Source organism: Flavobacterium marginilacus, from assembly GCF_026870155.1.
GTDB classification, from domain to species: Bacteria; Bacteroidota; Bacteroidia; order Flavobacteriales; family Flavobacteriaceae; genus Flavobacterium; species Flavobacterium marginilacus.
This window is the reverse complement of record NZ_CP113975.1, coordinates 3,919,841-3,935,744: the sequence shown is the minus strand read 5'-3', so window position 1 is coordinate 3,935,744 and position 15,904 is coordinate 3,919,841. Positions and strand designations below refer to the sequence as shown.

General features: G+C 33.1%; 17 protein-coding genes. 9 read left to right on the top strand and 8 right to left on the bottom strand.

Annotation, left to right across the window (positions count from 1 at the left end; translation table 11 throughout):
- Positions 1 to 35 precede the first annotated feature (35 nt).
- Positions 36 to 653, bottom strand: coding sequence for an IS5 family transposase (locus tag OZP07_RS16280; RefSeq protein ID WP_281635933.1), 618 nt, complete (start codon positions 651 to 653; stop codon positions 36 to 38).
- Between the two features lie 419 nt (positions 654 to 1,072).
- Here OZP07_RS16280 and OZP07_RS16275 point away from each other — a divergent pair, with 419 nt between their 5' ends.
- Positions 1,073 to 2,581: an FMN-binding glutamate synthase family protein gene (locus OZP07_RS16275; protein ID WP_281635932.1), complete on the top strand. Its 1,509-nt coding sequence runs from the start codon at positions 1,073 to 1,075 to the stop codon at positions 2,579 to 2,581.
- A 97-nt stretch (positions 2,582 to 2,678) separates the two neighbouring features.
- Here the strand turns inward: OZP07_RS16275 and OZP07_RS16270 are convergent, their stop codons facing one another.
- Entirely contained in the window at positions 2,679 to 3,407 is a 729-nt protein-coding gene (locus tag OZP07_RS16270; RefSeq protein WP_281635931.1) for a type ISP restriction/modification enzyme, read from the bottom strand.
- Between the two features lie 337 nt (positions 3,408 to 3,744).
- Complete coding sequence (locus tag OZP07_RS16265; protein WP_281635930.1) at positions 3,745 to 4,191, bottom strand: NanQ anomerase/TabA/YiaL family protein; 447 nt, start codon at positions 4,189 to 4,191, stop codon at positions 3,745 to 3,747.
- 410 nt (positions 4,192 to 4,601) lie between these two features.
- Between OZP07_RS16265 and OZP07_RS16260 the strand changes: the two genes are divergently transcribed.
- From OZP07_RS16260 to OZP07_RS16245, 4 genes are all read left to right on the top strand, one after another.
- On the top strand, positions 4,602 to 5,192 hold the full coding sequence (locus tag OZP07_RS16260) for a non-canonical purine NTP diphosphatase (protein WP_281635929.1): 591 nt from the start codon (positions 4,602 to 4,604) through the stop codon (positions 5,190 to 5,192).
- Between the two features lie 93 nt (positions 5,193 to 5,285).
- A complete protein-coding gene (locus OZP07_RS16255) occupies positions 5,286 to 6,236 on the top strand; it encodes a transporter (RefSeq protein ID WP_281635928.1) in 951 nt (316 codons plus the stop codon).
- A gap of 26 nt (positions 6,237 to 6,262) precedes the next feature.
- Positions 6,263 to 7,381, top strand: coding sequence for a GTP cyclohydrolase (locus tag OZP07_RS16250; protein WP_281635927.1), 1,119 nt, complete (start codon positions 6,263 to 6,265; stop codon positions 7,379 to 7,381).
- Between the two features lie 72 nt (positions 7,382 to 7,453).
- Positions 7,454 to 7,969 carry a hypothetical protein gene (locus OZP07_RS16245; RefSeq protein WP_281635926.1) on the top strand — a complete coding sequence of 172 codons (516 nt, stop codon included), beginning with the start codon at positions 7,454 to 7,456 and terminating at the stop codon, positions 7,967 to 7,969.
- A 111-nt stretch (positions 7,970 to 8,080) separates the two neighbouring features.
- On the opposite strand, the gene OZP07_RS16240 is transcribed toward OZP07_RS16245, so the two are convergent.
- On the bottom strand, positions 8,081 to 8,461 hold the full coding sequence (locus tag OZP07_RS16240) for a PUR family DNA/RNA-binding protein (RefSeq protein ID WP_194639460.1): 381 nt from the start codon (positions 8,459 to 8,461) through the stop codon (positions 8,081 to 8,083).
- 66 nt (positions 8,462 to 8,527) lie between these two features.
- Positions 8,528 to 10,288, bottom strand: coding sequence for an ABC transporter ATP-binding protein (locus tag OZP07_RS16235; RefSeq protein ID WP_281635925.1), 1,761 nt, complete (start codon positions 10,286 to 10,288; stop codon positions 8,528 to 8,530).
- 200 nt (positions 10,289 to 10,488) lie between these two features.
- Between OZP07_RS16235 and OZP07_RS16230 the strand changes: the two genes are divergently transcribed.
- The 3 genes from OZP07_RS16230 to yajC all read left to right on the top strand — a co-directional run bounded on the left by OZP07_RS16230 (position 10,489) and on the right by yajC (position 13,059).
- A complete protein-coding gene (locus tag OZP07_RS16230) occupies positions 10,489 to 11,592 on the top strand; it encodes a Glu/Leu/Phe/Val family dehydrogenase (RefSeq protein ID WP_281635924.1) in 1,104 nt (367 codons plus the stop codon).
- A gap of 214 nt (positions 11,593 to 11,806) precedes the next feature.
- The gene (gene nusB, locus OZP07_RS16225) at positions 11,807 to 12,718 is read left to right on the top strand and encodes a transcription antitermination factor NusB (RefSeq protein WP_281638484.1); all 912 of its coding nucleotides are present in this window, start codon (positions 11,807 to 11,809) and stop codon (positions 12,716 to 12,718) included.
- A gap of 65 nt (positions 12,719 to 12,783) precedes the next feature.
- The gene (gene yajC, locus OZP07_RS16220) at positions 12,784 to 13,059 is read left to right on the top strand and encodes a preprotein translocase subunit YajC (protein ID WP_281635923.1); all 276 of its coding nucleotides are present in this window, start codon (positions 12,784 to 12,786) and stop codon (positions 13,057 to 13,059) included.
- Positions 13,060 to 13,141: 82 nt separating this feature from the next.
- Here the strand turns inward: yajC and OZP07_RS16215 are convergent, their stop codons facing one another.
- Positions 13,142 to 13,324, bottom strand: coding sequence for a hypothetical protein (locus OZP07_RS16215; RefSeq protein ID WP_194639454.1), 183 nt, complete (start codon positions 13,322 to 13,324; stop codon positions 13,142 to 13,144).
- 106 nt (positions 13,325 to 13,430) lie between these two features.
- Here OZP07_RS16215 and OZP07_RS16210 point away from each other — a divergent pair, with 106 nt between their 5' ends.
- Complete coding sequence (locus OZP07_RS16210; RefSeq protein ID WP_281635922.1) at positions 13,431 to 13,661, top strand: hypothetical protein; 231 nt, start codon at positions 13,431 to 13,433, stop codon at positions 13,659 to 13,661.
- 282 nt (positions 13,662 to 13,943) lie between these two features.
- Here the strand turns inward: OZP07_RS16210 and OZP07_RS16205 are convergent, their stop codons facing one another.
- Positions 13,944 to 14,507, bottom strand: coding sequence for a YdeI/OmpD-associated family protein (locus OZP07_RS16205; RefSeq protein ID WP_281635921.1), 564 nt, complete (start codon positions 14,505 to 14,507; stop codon positions 13,944 to 13,946).
- Between the two features lie 18 nt (positions 14,508 to 14,525).
- On the bottom strand, positions 14,526 to 15,779 hold the full coding sequence (pepT, locus tag OZP07_RS16200) for a peptidase T (RefSeq protein ID WP_281635920.1): 1,254 nt from the start codon (positions 15,777 to 15,779) through the stop codon (positions 14,526 to 14,528).
- Positions 15,780 to 15,904: the final 125 nt, after the last annotated feature.

Below are 15,904 nucleotides of genomic sequence, written 5' to 3'. Positions count from 1 at the left end.
CTTTAAAATTGATTTTGACTTATATAAGAGCCTGTTTAAATTTTATTTAATAATAATTTTATAGTTGCAATTTTGACCATATTCTCGGATGTTTCAAAAAGTAGTTCATAATTTCTACATAATCTTCGGTCGTTGTCAAACCAAGAGAATGTTCTCTCTACAATCCATCTTTTATGTATAGGTTTAAACCCCATTTTTCTATCATCTGAACGCATTACCACTTGAATAATATAGCCAAATTTATTTTTTATGTTTTCAATCACTTCGCCTCTGTAACCACCATCGGCAAGGATTACTTTTATAGGACATAAAAAATAGTGAAGCGTCCTCATTAGTAAATCTGCCGCTTTACTATCATGGACATTGGCAACTGTTACCATTATTGCCAAAAGAAACCCATTTTTATCAACCACAATATGCCGTTTAATTCCTTTTACTTTTTTATTGCCATCAAAACTATTTAAGGAACGATTATTTCCCCATCGTACACTTTGACTATCCATTATTCCTAGACTTGGCATTGTATTTTGACCTCTATTAAACCTGACTTTTTCTCGCAATTTTGACAGTAATAAATCAAAACATTCCAAATTTGACCATTTCCAATAGTAATAATACACTAATTGCCATTTTGGAAAATCTTTAGGTAACATTCGCCACTGACAACCTGTTTTTACGAGATAATTAATCGCATTCTAAATGACTTTCAAATTATATTTCCGCTTTCTATCATCGAATCCTAAAATCTTTTTTATAAATTGCCACTGGGTTTCTGTCAAATCGGTTGGATACATCTTTTTATGGTTTGGTCACTACAAAAAGACAAATTTCAATCGGTTTCTTTAACCCATAACAATTATTTATTTTAAATTTTTAAACAGGCTCTAACTATCCGCAAATAATACCATGTAATTTTTTTGCCACTGATTACACAGAGTCTCACAGATTTCATTACTATTTTTTTAAATCTGTGTAAATCTTTTTAATCTGTGGATAATTCGATCTGTTTGGTATTAATTAGTTAAGGATAGGCATATAAATAAATCTTAGTAACTTTTAAATTGTTTCAGTAATGAGAAAACAGTTATTCATTATCAGTATTACATTATTACTAATTTCTCTCGGTTTTAATTATTTTCTAAAAACAGGATTTGTTTTTTCGGCTATAATGATAATCCTTATAATTGTTGGCTTTTATAATACCATTCAGCAAAAACATGCTATTTTAAGAAACTTCCCAATATTGGGATATTTTAGATATTTGTTTGAAATGATTGCTCCCGAAATTCAGCAGTACTTTATAGAACGCACCACCGACGGTAAGCCGTTTTCAAGAAACCAGCGTTCTTTAGTGTACCAAAGAGCTAAAAATATTGATGCAACTTCTCCTTTTGGGACGCAGTTAGTTTTAAACCAATCGAGTTACGAAGGAATAAAGCATTCGATGTTTCCAGCATCTGTCAATCATGAATTGCCGCGGGTTCTCGTTGGCGGTTCAGACTGTAAACAGCCGTATTCTGCTTCATTACTGAATATTTCGGCTATGAGTTTTGGTTCATTAAGCGAAAATGCTATTGTAGCACTAAACAAAGGTGCACAGAAAGGAAATTTTTATCACAATACGGGAGAAGGAGGATTGACCGAGTTCCATCAAAATGGAGGGGATATTACCTGGCAGATTGGTACTGGTTATTTTGGTTGCCGTAATTCCGAAGGAAATTTTGATGCTGATAAATTTGCAGAAAAAGCGAATCTTCCTGCTGTAAAAATGATTGAAATTAAATTATCACAAGGAGCAAAACCAGGTCACGGCGGTGTTCTTCCTGCGCAGAAAAACACAGCACAGATTGCAAAAATAAGAGGGGTTGAACCACACACGACTATTCTTTCTCCACCCAGCCATAATGCCTTTTCAGATGCAAAAGGTCTGATAGAATTCATTGCTCATTTACGTCAATTATCTAATGGAAAACCAATTGGTTTTAAATTGTGCATCGGTGAAACTTCTGAATTTGAAACGCTATGTCAGGAAATGATTCATCAAAACTGCTTTCCTGATTTTATTACTGTCGATGGTGCCGAAGGCGGTACTGGAGCCGCACCGCTCGAATTTGCAGACGGTGTTGGAATGCCTTTTGAACCAGCAATTATTTTTGTAAACAAAACATTGGTCCGTTTAGGAATAAGAGATAAGATAACAGTAATCTGCAGCGGTAAAATCATTTCGGGATATTCCATTTTGAGAGCTGTAGCTTTGGGGGCTGATATGTGTAATTCAGCCCGCGGTTTTATGTTTTCTTTGGGCTGTATTCAAGCTTTGCGCTGCAATAATAACGAATGCCCGACAGGAGTTGCCACTCAGAATAAAATGCTGATGAAAGGATTAGTCGTAACCGATAAATCTGAAAGAGTGTATCATTTTCATAAAAACACTCTTCACGCTGCTAACGAGCTTTTGGCAGCAGCCGGGAAAAACAGTTTTAGCGAAGTCGATATCAATATTTTTATGAGAGGTGATGAATTTACCAATTTATCAGATTCCTATTTTCCAGATAATTTAACGAATGTGACCAAATATTAAAAACACAGCTATTAATATTTCTATTACAGTTCTGTCTTTTTAGAAAATTATAAATTTCATCGATTATTTATTGTTTTCATTAATTTCAAAGTAAAGGCTAAATATCTAGTTTATTAATTTTTTTTGCAATCTGAACTGTTTCAGTTAGAACCGCAATTATTTTTTGGTATTGTGAAATGTCTTCAGGAGTAAGCTCGCATTCTTTTCGGTCTTGGAGCCACTTTTTTGCAGGCTGATAATCATCTATGCAAAAATTCCATACGGATTCGGGTATATTGTCAAAAAACTGATTTTCGCTGATGTACACGCGCCCTAAATTTCTGTCGGCACAATTTTCCTCTGATGGTGAAAAATGAGTTTCGGAAAATGTTTTAAATTTTGAATGTTTAACAATAGTATTGCCTTCATTTGTAAATTGTGCACTGGAGTTGACAGTATTATCATTTTTTAGCAAATGAATTTTACGTAATTCTCTGCCGAACTGCACTAGCTTCCAAAATTTAAGACTGTCAGTTTGTATTGGAATATTTTGGGAATCTGTTTTTAAATTTTTTTCCCTGTATTTTGATGAATGAATTACCGCGTAGATGTAATTGAATAAATCTTCAGAAGTAAATGTCTCTTTAAATTCAGGACGCACTTCATGACTGTCTGCCAGACAGACGCTGCCTTCCTGTTCTTTTTTACTGACAAATGTTAAACCTAAACCAGCAGCAGACTGCTTTATAATTTTTGGATTGATGTTAAACTGATTTTCAGCTGTATCAATAATTTTTTTCTGGGCAATCAGTTTTAGAATTGAAGAATAAAGGGAAAATGTTTTCATTGCCAGAAAGTATTGATTTGTCAGATGCATTATAGTACTTAAATCTGGATTTTTACTTCAAAAAAAAGGAGGGCTTTTTACGGCCCTCCAATTTTGTAGTTCTGATTTATCATTATCTAACTTATACGTTACTATAATTCGGTATAGCTGACTATTGAGATACTTTTTCTAATACTTAAATATTTGTGATATTATACCTCAAGTAATTAATCAAAACCACACTCAAATTTACAACTTTATTGTATTAAAAAGCTTAAAATAAGTATTTTAACTATGTTTTAACCTGTTTTTAACAGTCAGGACTTTATTAATAAAAATAGTAATATTAAAATTTGGGTTATACCAATACTTTTACAACTATTTTATCCAGATCATTTTCACTGATCATTGGCGCATGAACATCTTCAGGAAAAAATACAACAAACTGATTGGCCTTCAGTTCAAAATAAGTGTCTGGTTCATCGTTAAAAAAACGAACATCTTTTTCGGTGTTGTATTCTCCGTTTGGAGAAACGCATTTCGCTCTTGGTTTCCACAAAAAACCTTCGCTTCCGCTGATGCAGAACTGAATGTCAATATTTTTGTCATGGCATTCAAATGTTTCCAGACTTTTTGCTCTGCTTTTTCCTTCTCCTTTGTAAGCAAACATTTTTACACCTGCTTTTTCATCGATTAAACCATCCAAAGCGTCTTTGTCATCTTGCTTTAAATAATCAAAAGCAGTTTTAAATGACGGATGAACTGCTTCGTATCGGGCTGCATTTTCTATAAAATCTATAATCATAATTTCTCTTAGATTGAATTAATTGAATGGTAAAATTAATGCGAAAATTACAGAATTGAAAGGTATTTTTAATCTAAAATAAGTATTAAGATCAGCTTCGAAAATGATTTGCATTTCAGCAGATTTCTATGCAGTATATTTGATTATTTAAAAGCATGGCATTCGCATTTAAAAAAAGATAAACACGAATTTCACCAATTAACACTAATTCTTATCAAAATTGAAATCAAATTTTATAACTTTTTACAGTTTTGAATATTTTGTGTAATAAAATAGCAATCTTAATTCGTGCAAATTAGTGTAATTCGTGTTAGAAACTTTTAAAAGCGAATGCCGTGGTTTAAAAGGCAGTTTTCTTTATTGGTCAGTAAAAAAATGTATTTTTGGTTTCTCATTTTAAAAGTGCCATTATGAAAATCGTTTTTGCGACCAATAATAAAAATAAAATTAAAGAGATACAAAGTATGCTGCCACAAAGTATTGAAATTATCAGTCTGGAAAGTATCGGATGTAATGAAGATATTCCTGAAACTGCCGCTACTATTGAAGGGAATGCAGTCTTGAAAGCTGATTATGTGACCCAAAAATACGGTTATGACTGTTTCGCTGATGATACGGGACTGGAAGTTGATGCTTTGAACGGTGAGCCAGGTGTTTTTTCGGCACGATACGCCGGCGAACAAAAATCAGCTGCTGATAATATGGATAAACTGCTTTTGAATCTGGAAAATAAAACCAATAGAGATGCGCAATTCAAAACTGTTATTGCTTTAAATATAAAGGGAGAACAGTATCTTTTTACCGGAATTGCCCGCGGTACAATTACTTTAGAAAAATATGGCGACCAAGGTTTTGGTTACGATCCGATCTTTAAACCTGAAGGTTTTCAGGAAACTTTTGCACAGCTTTCATTAGAAACCAAAAATGCAATAAGCCATCGCGGTAAAGCTGTTAAGGAACTAATAGCTTTTTTAAACCAAGATTCTATTAATAATTTTTAACTATATTCATAAGTAATTTTTAACCGAATGATTGTTACGATAAAATATAGTACATTTGAAAAACGTTATCTATTTTCATTCAACTAATTCAGTATGTTCAATTTCAAAAAAGTTTTTTTAGTTTCCCTTTTTTTATTTCCAATAGCTCATTACGGTCAGCATACCGATGAGATTAATTCGAACAGGCCAGGCGAATCTATGTCGGCATTTGCTGTTGGAAAAACAGTTTTGCAGGTAGAAACAGGTGTGTTCGGTATTAAAGAAAATCATAGCCTGCTGCGGTATGATGCCTATGGTTTTGGAATGGATTTAGAAGTGCGCTACGGAGCATTTCTGGAAGAATTAGAGTTTATTGCTGATGCTCAGTATGTGCTTGAAACTTTCAATTATCCAATGAAAACTGTAGATAAATATGATTTTAAGCAAACTGTTTTTGGAGCAAAATATTTGCTGTATGATCCTAATAAGGGGTACAAAAAAGAACCTAATATTTACAGCTGGAAAGCCAATCATAAATTCAGCTGGCATCAGGTCATCCCTTCAGTAGCTGTTTTTGCTGGAGTCAATTTTGCAGGACATAACAATCCGTTTTATTTCTCTCCTAATTCTGAAATTTCTCCAAAAGTAGCTTTGATTCTGCAGAATCACTTAGGTGACGGTTCTTGGGTTTTTGTAGCAAATATTATTGGTAATTATATTACAACAGATTATCCAAGTTTGAGTTATATTTTGACGCTGACTAAAGGGATTAATAAAAACTGGTCTGCTTTTGTTGAAAATCAAGGAATTAAAAGCGATTTTTACAGTGATGCAATCGTACGAGGCGGCGCAGCTTATTTAATTAACAGAAACCTTCAGGTTGATGCTTCTATAAGCGGTAATTTTAAAGATACTCCTTCAGTGTTTTACGGAGGCGTAGGAGTTTCGTGGCGATATGACGCGCGTTATAAAGACGTATATCTTATGACCAAAGAAGAAAAGGCTGTTAAGGACATGGCTAAAAAGACAAATACCAAAGAATCACTTAAAAAATCGAAGAAATAAAATAATATTCCCCCACATAGACTGCAATGATTACCATACAAGAAGCTAAGACCAAAAACGAGTTAACAGAATTTATAAAATTTCCTTTTTCTTTATACAAGTGCAACGCATATTGGGTTCCTCCAATAATTTCAGATGAACTGGAAACATTTGATAAAACCAAAAATCCCGCTTTTGACAGTGCCGAAGCTGCGTTTTATCTGGCTCGTAAAAATAATGTTATCGTTGGCCGGATTGCAGTAATTATCAATTGGGATGAGGTGAATCAGCAGCAGAAAAAGAAAGTTCGTTTTGGCTGGTTTGATGTTATAGATGACATTGAAGTAACTAAAGCACTGCTTGAAAAAGTGTATGAAACCGGCCGAAAAAATAATCTGGAATATATGGAAGGTCCGATGGGATTTTCAAATCTTGACAAAGTAGGTGTTTTAACGGAAGGTTTTGATGAATTAGGAACAATGATTACTTGGTACAATCATCCTTATTATGCTGCACATTTTGAACAATTGGGATACGTTACCGAAAAGGAATATGTTGAAAATAAATTTCCGTTTGCAAATGCTAAACCGGAGTTTTTTGAAAAAATCAACGAATTAGTTAAAAAAAGATACCAGCTTAAACCGATTAATTTTAAATCAACAAAGGATGTAATGCCTTATGTAGATAAAATGTTTGATTTATTCAATGAATCGTATGCAAAGCTGTCTTCATTCGTCGCAATATCTGATATTCAGAAAGAATATTTTAAGAATAAATACATTAGTTTCATTAATCCAGAATACATAAAATATGTAGAGGATAAAGATGGTAAGCTTGTAGCATTTGCTATTGTGATGCCTAGTTTTTCAAGGGCACTTCAAAAAGCCAATGGAAAATTATTTCCTTTTGGTTTTTTACATTTATTAAAAGCAAAACGCAGCAGTAAAGATGTTATATTTTATCTTATTGGAGTGCATCCAGATTATCAGAATAAGGGAGTGACTGCAGTTATTTTTAATGAATATCACAAGACTTTTACTGAGAATGGCGTAGAAAACTGTTTTAGAACACCGGAGCTGGCTGATAATCTTGCTATACAGCTGATTTGGAAAAATTTTAATCCGGTAATTCACTGCCGAAGAAAAACCTTTAGAAAAGAATTGTAAGACAATTAATTTTCTATTTTAAATTTTCTCGCAGCTAAAACTGCCCTCGGAATTTATATTACTTCTAAATCAATGAAAAGACTAGTAAAAAGTATCGTTCTATCTGCATCTTTTATATGTAGCATAAGTAATGCGCAATCCAATTCAAAGAAGGAAAAATTTACCATTAACTGGCCGAAAGATGAGGGCTGGCATATAGTTGATCAGCAAGATGACGTTAGGGGCATGCTGACTGGGATACGATTTTTGAAAGGCAAAGAATTTATTGGAAATTCCAGCGAAATGGTGGCAACAGATATTTGCCGAGATTCTCTATATGTGCCATTAAGCAGGGTTGAAGCATTTTACCCGCCGTTAAAAAATATTCCAGCCACAAAAAGAACAATAATTGAGCGGGACGACAAGGCACAATATCCTTGGTTTATCCTTAAAATTGAGCATGTCTCTGAATCTCAGATCTGGTACGTTATACAAGGAAAAAATGAATTATTTTGTAATGTATGGTTAACTCAGCAAAAAGAGATAACGCCAGAATCTCAAGAAAAATGGGTCAAGGTCTTTAAATCTTCAAAAATAATGTTGGAGTAACAAGGTATCTGCCAGAAGCAAATTCAGTTAATTGACCCAAAAAAAAAAATTATAAATAAAAAAAGTCCAAAATCAATTCGATTTTGGACTTTTTTATTTTTTGTCTTTTAATTAAATATCGTCAAAATCGATATCAGTAAAACTAGAAGTGCTTCGTACACTTTCTTCATCTGTTTTGTCTGAAGCATATTCTTTTTTGAAATCTTTTTGGTGTCTTTCGGAGATTACTTCTTCACCTTTATGGTTTAAAACATAAGAAGTCATGTCTTCTAAAATTTCTGAAAATGCAGTAAAATCTTCTTTGTACAAATAGATTTTATGTTTTTTAAAATGAAAAGAACCGTCTTCTTCTGTGAATTTTTTACTTTCGGTAATTGTAATATAATAATCATCAGCTTTGGTAGCTCTAACATCAAAGAAATACGTTCTTCTTCCAGCTCTTAAAACTTTTGAGAATATTTCTTCTTTTTCTAACATATCATTTTCTCTCATAATCTTTTCGTCATTTTTTATTTAATAGCAATCAAAAATCATAAAAATATATGTATTATACAACAATTAAAGCAATTCTTTTTCTGAAAGCTGCTTTAAATAAAGAGAGGCATAATATCCTTCTAAGTTTATTAATTGATTATGAGTGCCTTGTTCGATTATCCTGCCTTCATCAAGAATTATGATTTTATCGGCATTTTTTGCAGAAGATACCCTATGGCTTATAATTATGGTAGTTTTATTCCTGCATATCTCAAAAAGGTTGTTCAGAATCGTTTCTTCGGTCTCTGTATCCACTGCTGACAAGCAATCGTCAAAAAGTAAAATGGGAGGATTTTTTATAATGGCTCTGGCGATAGATACACGCTGTTTCTGACCGCCGGAGAGCGTAATCCCTCTTTCGCCCAATATCGTATCATATCCATTCTTAAAACCTGTGATATTGTCATGAACAGCGGCGCTTTTTGCTGCCGATTCTACTTCATTATCAGAGGCATCTTCTTTTCCGAACTTTATGTTGTTTTTGATTGTATCCGAAAATAGAAAGGCATCTTGGGGAACAGCGCCAATATTATTTCTTAAATCAAATAAATTGACTTGGCTGATTTCATTATTGTCAATCAGAATCTGTCCGCTTGTGACATCATAGAGGCGAGAAAGCAACGCTAGAATTGTTGATTTTCCGGAACCGGTTTTCCCTAAAATCGCCAAAGTTTCTCCTTTGTTTACTGTGAAAGATACATTTTGAAGCGCTTTTATATTTGTATCTTCATAAGTAAAACTTACATTACTGAATGCAATATTTCCTTCTATTTTTGAACTGTTTGGGTTTTTGTTCTGTATTTCGGGGACTATTTTCAAGAACTCATTGAGTCTTTTTTGTGAAGCTTCTGCTTCCTGAACCATAGAGGAAACCCATCCTAATGAAGCAACCGGCCAAGTCAGCATGTTGACATACAAGATAAATTCTGCAATAGTTCCTATGCTTTTGATGGTGCCGTTTATGTACATTAAACCTCCAAAATAAATCACCACCAAGTTACTCACACCAATCAATGCAATCATTAGTGGGCCAAAAAGAGCCTGTACTTTGGCAAGACTCAAACTTTTGCTTTTGCTTTCATTAGCCAGATCGGCAATGTTGTCCTGATGCTGATTTTCTAATGAATATGCTTTTATAACTCTGATTCCTGAGAAAACTTCTTGGGTATAACTGGATACTTTTGATAAATACTGCTGGAAAGTGGTCGAACGTTTATTGATTTCAGAACTTAATTTAAAAATGCAGTACGACAATATTGGCAATGGCAGTATTGTGTAAAGAGTTAATCTTGGCGAAACATTATACATATAGCCAATCACAATCGCAAAGCGGATAAAGGTGTTTATTGAATACATAACAGCTGGTCCAACATACATTCTGACTTTGGAAACATCCTCACTGATTCTGTTCATTAAATCACCAGTTCTGTTCTGTTTATAGAAGTTTTGGGAAAGTCTTTCGTATTGATGAAAAACTTCATTTTTTAAGTCAAATTCAATATGGCGGGACATTACGATTAGTGTCTGTCTCATCAGAAAAGTTAAAAATCCTGCAACGATTGTAGTAGCAATAATTAATAAAATATTAGAAATCAGCTGCTGGCTGATAACGCTGGTATCGGAAGCATTGCTTTTGGCAAAAGCTTCAATTTCATTAAATGATTTACTAATGAGTTTTGGAGTAAATAAAGAAAATATTTGTGCGATTATGGTGATAATTATACCAAGTAAGAAGCTGAATTTATATTTGATAAAATATTTATTTAAATAGCGTAATTCTTTCATTTTATGAGGATTCAGTATGGAATTAATTTTGTTTTTTGTTTAATGTCTAAATTTTAACAATTATATTAAAATAAATATTTTCAATTATTATTAATAAATATTTATTTTTAAGTAAATTTATTGATGTATATTTATTTTTTACGTATGTTTGAAGTGTCTTTTTGATAAATTCGTATTTTTTAACTAATAAAAATAGTATTATGAATGCTACTGTTACAACTGGTAAAGATCTTCAAAAAATGGATCCTGTTTTTGGACAATTGTCTTTTAACGGTCATGAGCAAATTGTTTTCTGCAATGACAAAGATACAGGATTAAAAGCAATTATAGGTATTCATAATTCGGTTATGGGACCGGCTTTGGGAGGAACACGAATGTTTAATTATGCTAATGAATGGGAAGCTTTGAATGATGTGCTGCGTCTTTCGAGAGGTATGACTTATAAAGCTGCCATTACCGGATTAAATATTGGCGGCGGTAAAGCAGTAATTATTGGTGATGCCAAAACGCAGAAAACACCTGAATTGATGCGTAAATTTGGTGAGTTTGTACACTCGCTGAGCGGAAGATATATTACTGCAGAAGATGTTGGAATGGAAACTGCCGATATGGATATTGTAAGAGATGTGACTCCGTATGTCACCGGTATTTCCGAAGAAAGAGGCGGATCTGGAAATCCATCACCTGTTACCGCTTTTGGGGTGTACATGGGGATGAAAGCAGCCGCAAAACAGCAGTTTGATTCCGAAAAATTAGAAGGGAAAAAAATATTGGTTCAAGGAATTGGACACGTAGGAGAAACTTTGGTTGAATATTTGACAAAAGAAGGAGCGCAGGTTTTTATTACTGATATCAATGAAGAAAAATTATATCAGGTAGCTGCTAAATATAATGCTCAGATATTTACCGGAGAGGATTTGTACACTGCAGATGTTGATATTTATGCGCCTTGTGCAATGGGGGCAACTATCAACGAGAATACCGTAAATAAAATTAAAGCAAAAGTGATTGCCGGTGCGGCTAATAATCAATTGGCAAACGAAAATACTCACGGATTGATTCTGCAGGAAAGAGGTATTCTTTATGCTCCGGATTTCCTGATTAATGCAGGAGGTATTATCAATGTTTATGCTGAATTAGAACATTATGACAAAGCCGAAATTATGCGTAAAACTGAAAATATTTACAATACTACATTGGAAATCTTTGATTATGCCGTTGCAAATAGTATTACAACTCACCAGGCCGCTTTGACTATTGCTCAAAACCGCATTGATTTGAGAAAAATAGAAAACGCAAAATAATATTTTAAAACAAATTTTTGCCACTCATTCACTGATTTATTTTTAATCTGTGAATGAGTGGCATTTTTCTTTAAAGGTTTTAAAATCTAAAATAGCTGTACTGAAATTAAAAGACTATAAATTTTCATTTAAGACAAGAAAGTATTAATTTTGCAGACCTAATTTTAAAAGTTCTTACAAGGTGGTAAACAGAAGACACATCCGCGTTAAAGTCATGCAATCCATTTATGCAATGCATCAAAATGGTTCTGATAATTTAGAAAAAGAGGAAAAATTCCTTATGCATAGTATTGACGCCATTCAAGATTTATACCTTACCATGCTTTCTTCACTGATAGAGATCTGTAAAAAAGAAACTGTTTTTTTACATCTGTCAAGCCAGAAACATTTGGCTACCAAAGAAGAGCGCAATCCAAATGAAAAATTCATTAAGAACAGTATTTTTCAGATTCTTGCCGAAAATAATTCTCTTAGCATTGCTTTAGAAAACCGTTCAATAAACAATTGGACGCTGAATGACGATTATATCATTCTGCTTCTTAATGCTATCAAGGAGAGTGAATTGTATGCTAAATACATGACTAACAGGGTGAATACTTTTGAGGAAGATAAAGCTTTTATTGTAGATGTATTTTCGGATATTATTGTTCCAAATGAAAAATTATACGATTATCTGGAAGATGATAAGTTAACATGGATTGATGATATTCCATTGGTGAACACTTTTATCGTTAAGCAGTTAAAAGGAATAACACAAGGCGAAGATGATAATTTTAGAGTTCCAAAATTATACAAAGACAACGAAGATAAAGCTTATGTTAAAGATTTATTTAGAAAAACAGTTCTGAATGAATCTGAGCTGGCTAAAGAGTACATTGATAAAACGCCAAATTGGGACAGCGAACGTATCGCAGAAATTGATACCATTATTTTAAAAATGGCTATTTGCGAATTCCTGAAATTCCCTTCTATCCCTGTGAAAGTAACTTTGAATGAGTATTTGGAACTGGCCAAAGAATATTCAACTCCAAAGAGCAGTATTTTTATTAACGGAATTTTGGATAATTTGGTTAAAGAATTGGAAGGTAATAAAAGAATCGTAAAAATTGGAAGAGGTTTAATGTAGTTTTTTTGACACAGCTTCATTTCTATTAAATATAAAACAATTAACAAATATTAAATTTTTAAATTATGGGACAAATACAACAGTTTTTGCCGTTTTTATTGATGTTCGTAGTCATTTACTTTTTTATGATTCGTCCACAGCAGAAAAGAGCTAAAAGCGAAAAAGAATTTGAAAACGGCTTAAAAGTAGGTGATAAAATAATTACAAAAAGCGGTATTCACGGTAAAATAGCTGAGCTTGCAGATACAACAGTAATTATTGAAACAATGGCTGGAAAATTAAAAATGGAGCGTTCTTCAATTTCTTTGGAGTTAAGCGCTACTTTGAATAAAAAAGCTTAATCAGATACTGTTATTACAATAAAAAATCCCAAATTCCGATTTAGTAACTGGAATTTGGGATTTTCTTTTTATAAAAAGACTGTTATTTTTTCTTGCCTTTTTTGCTTTTTTTAGCTTTTGCTTTCGCTTTTTTCTCTTTGAGTTTGGCTTTCAGCTTTGCTTTTTTAGCTTTTTCTTTCTTGGCTTTTTTAGCCTTTTTTGCTTTCTTCTTCGCTTTTTCTTTGGCCTTAGCTTTTGCTTTTTTCTCTTTTTCTTTTTCTTTCATTTTTGATTTGTTTTTTTTCTTCTTTTTATCTTTTTTCTCTTCTTGAGAAACTACAGCAGTTTTTTCTGTTTTTATTTCTTCAGCAGCAGTTTCTGAAGTTAGTGGAGTGACACTAGCATTGATTGGTCTTGATGGTGTTTTTACAGCAGAAGGTCTTGAGACTGCTGGTTTTGCTGTAACTGGTTTTGTGGCTGCAGGTTTAACTGTTGCTGGTTTTGCAGCGACAGTTCTGACTGTTCTTGGTTTTGGTGCCGGTTTAGAAACAGCCGGCTTTGGAACTTCTTTGTTTTCATTTATTGGTGATTTTGGAAGTATCACTTTTTCCGGAGTGGGCTGATCTTCTTTTTTTTCTATCATAATTAGTTAATTTTAGGAATTATTTAATTTTATACTGATACTGAATTGGGAAGTTTTTCTGAAAATTACCTCAGTGTTACCAAATTGTTTTCGGTATATTAACAAATGTAATAAATATTTTAATGTTCCAATGTTAAGGTTTTACTGATTTAAAGGGTCTGTTTTGAATTGAAAGGCAAGAAAATTGATATTGTTTTTAATAAAAAAATCCCAAATTCCAATAGTGCTGGAATTTGGGATTTGTAATTTGGATTTTAATTTTTTATCTGTATTTATCATTTAGACCAATATTGTCTAAAATCATGGGCTTTATTTTTTCGATTCTCGATAGTTTGGTTTCTTCCCGTTTGGCAGTTTCAATAAATTCTATGAATTCCTTTTGTTTATAAGGGCTGAACTTTAGAAATGCATCCTTCAATTGGATATTGTCATTCAGTACCTTTTGCAGTAAATCAGGGATTATCGTTGGTTCTGTTACTTTTTTAGGTTTGATGATTTTACCTTCTTTTTCGTTTTGAATTGCTTCTAGAATATAGGTGATAATCTCCTCTTCATTGATTTCATCTTTGGATGTAAACCGCCATTGGCGCAATGATTTGGTAACTCCTTCATTTGCATTTACTAAATGTTTTTTTTCGTCTTTGAGATAAGCACCGTTAAAAAACCAAAGAGTGAAGAATTTTTTGAAACCTCCAACTCCAACAATATTTTTATTACCGAGTACATAGACACAGCCTCCCCATTTATTGGTTTCAACTAATGCTGTTTTGGCTATAATTGCTTTCAAAATGTCTAATTCATTAGCCCAATGGTTAATCATGTCCATATAGCAATGGTTTTAGTTTTACTTTTTCAAATAATCCCCGTTAGCAGTCAATTCAGCAATTCGAACAATTACTTCTACAGCTTTTTGCATGCTTTCAACAGGAACATACTCGTATTTGCCATGGAAATTATGACCGCCGGCAAAGATGTTTGGGCAAGGAAGTCCTTTGAACGATAGCTGAGATCCGTCAGTTCCTCCTCTGATGGGTTTGATGATTGGTTTAATGCCGAGTTCTTTCATTGCTTTTTCAGCAATGTTTACAATATGTTTTACAGGAACAACCTTTTCTTTCATATTGTAATACTGATCGTTTACTTCTGCAATAACAATATCTTCTCCAAACTGCTTAGCAAATTTTTTGTTGATTTTTTTTGTTATTTTATGAATCAGTTCTTTTCTTTTTTCAAATTTTTGTTTGTTATGATCACGGATAATTAGTTCCAAAACTGTTTCTTCAATACTTCCAGATAAATGATGTACGTGAAAAAAACCTTGATACCCTCTGGTTTCTTGAGGAGTTTCATCTTCAGGTAATTCATTGATGAAATCATTAGCAATAAGCATGGAATTGATCATTTTTCCTTTGGCATAACCAGGATGAACACTTTTTCCCTTGAAAGTGATTTTAGCTCCTGCGGCGTTGAAATTTTCAAATTCTAATTCTCCTACTTGACTTCCGTCCATTGTGTAAGCCCATTCTGCTCCAAATTTTTCAACGTCAAAATGATGAGCTCCCCGTCCAATTTCTTCATCAGGCGTGAATCCAATTCTGATTTTTCCGTGTTTAATGTCTGGATTTTGAACTAGGAATTCCATTGCAGTAACAATTTCTGTAATGCCTGCTTTGTCATCTGCTCCCAGTAAGGTTGTGCCGTCGGTAGTGATTAACGTTTGTCCTTTATATTGCAGTAAATCTTTAAAATAGGAAGGCGATAAAATGATGTTTTTTTCGGCATTTAAAACAATGTCTTTACCATTGTAATCGGTAATAATCTGTGGTTTTACATTGGCACCAGAAAAGTCGGGAGAAGTGTCAAAATGTGAAATAAATCCAATCGTAGGAACTTCATGATCAACATTGCTTGGCAGAGTAGCCATGATATACGCTTTGTCGTCTATGGTTACATCTTCCAGTCCGAGGTTTTTTAATTCGTCAGCTAATTTATTGGCTAAATCCCATTGTTTAGCTGTGCTGGGTGTTGTGTTTGAGTTAGGATCAGATTCGGTGTCTATCGTGACATAACTTATAAAACGGTCAATTATATGCTGCATGGTATTTATTTTTTGTAAAGATAGGTAATTTTAAAAAAGGCAGGTTAGGAGATTTGCTTTCAGGCTTTTAATTATATGGATTTTAAAACTAATAGAATTTGTACATAGCTTAAATAAAAAATCCG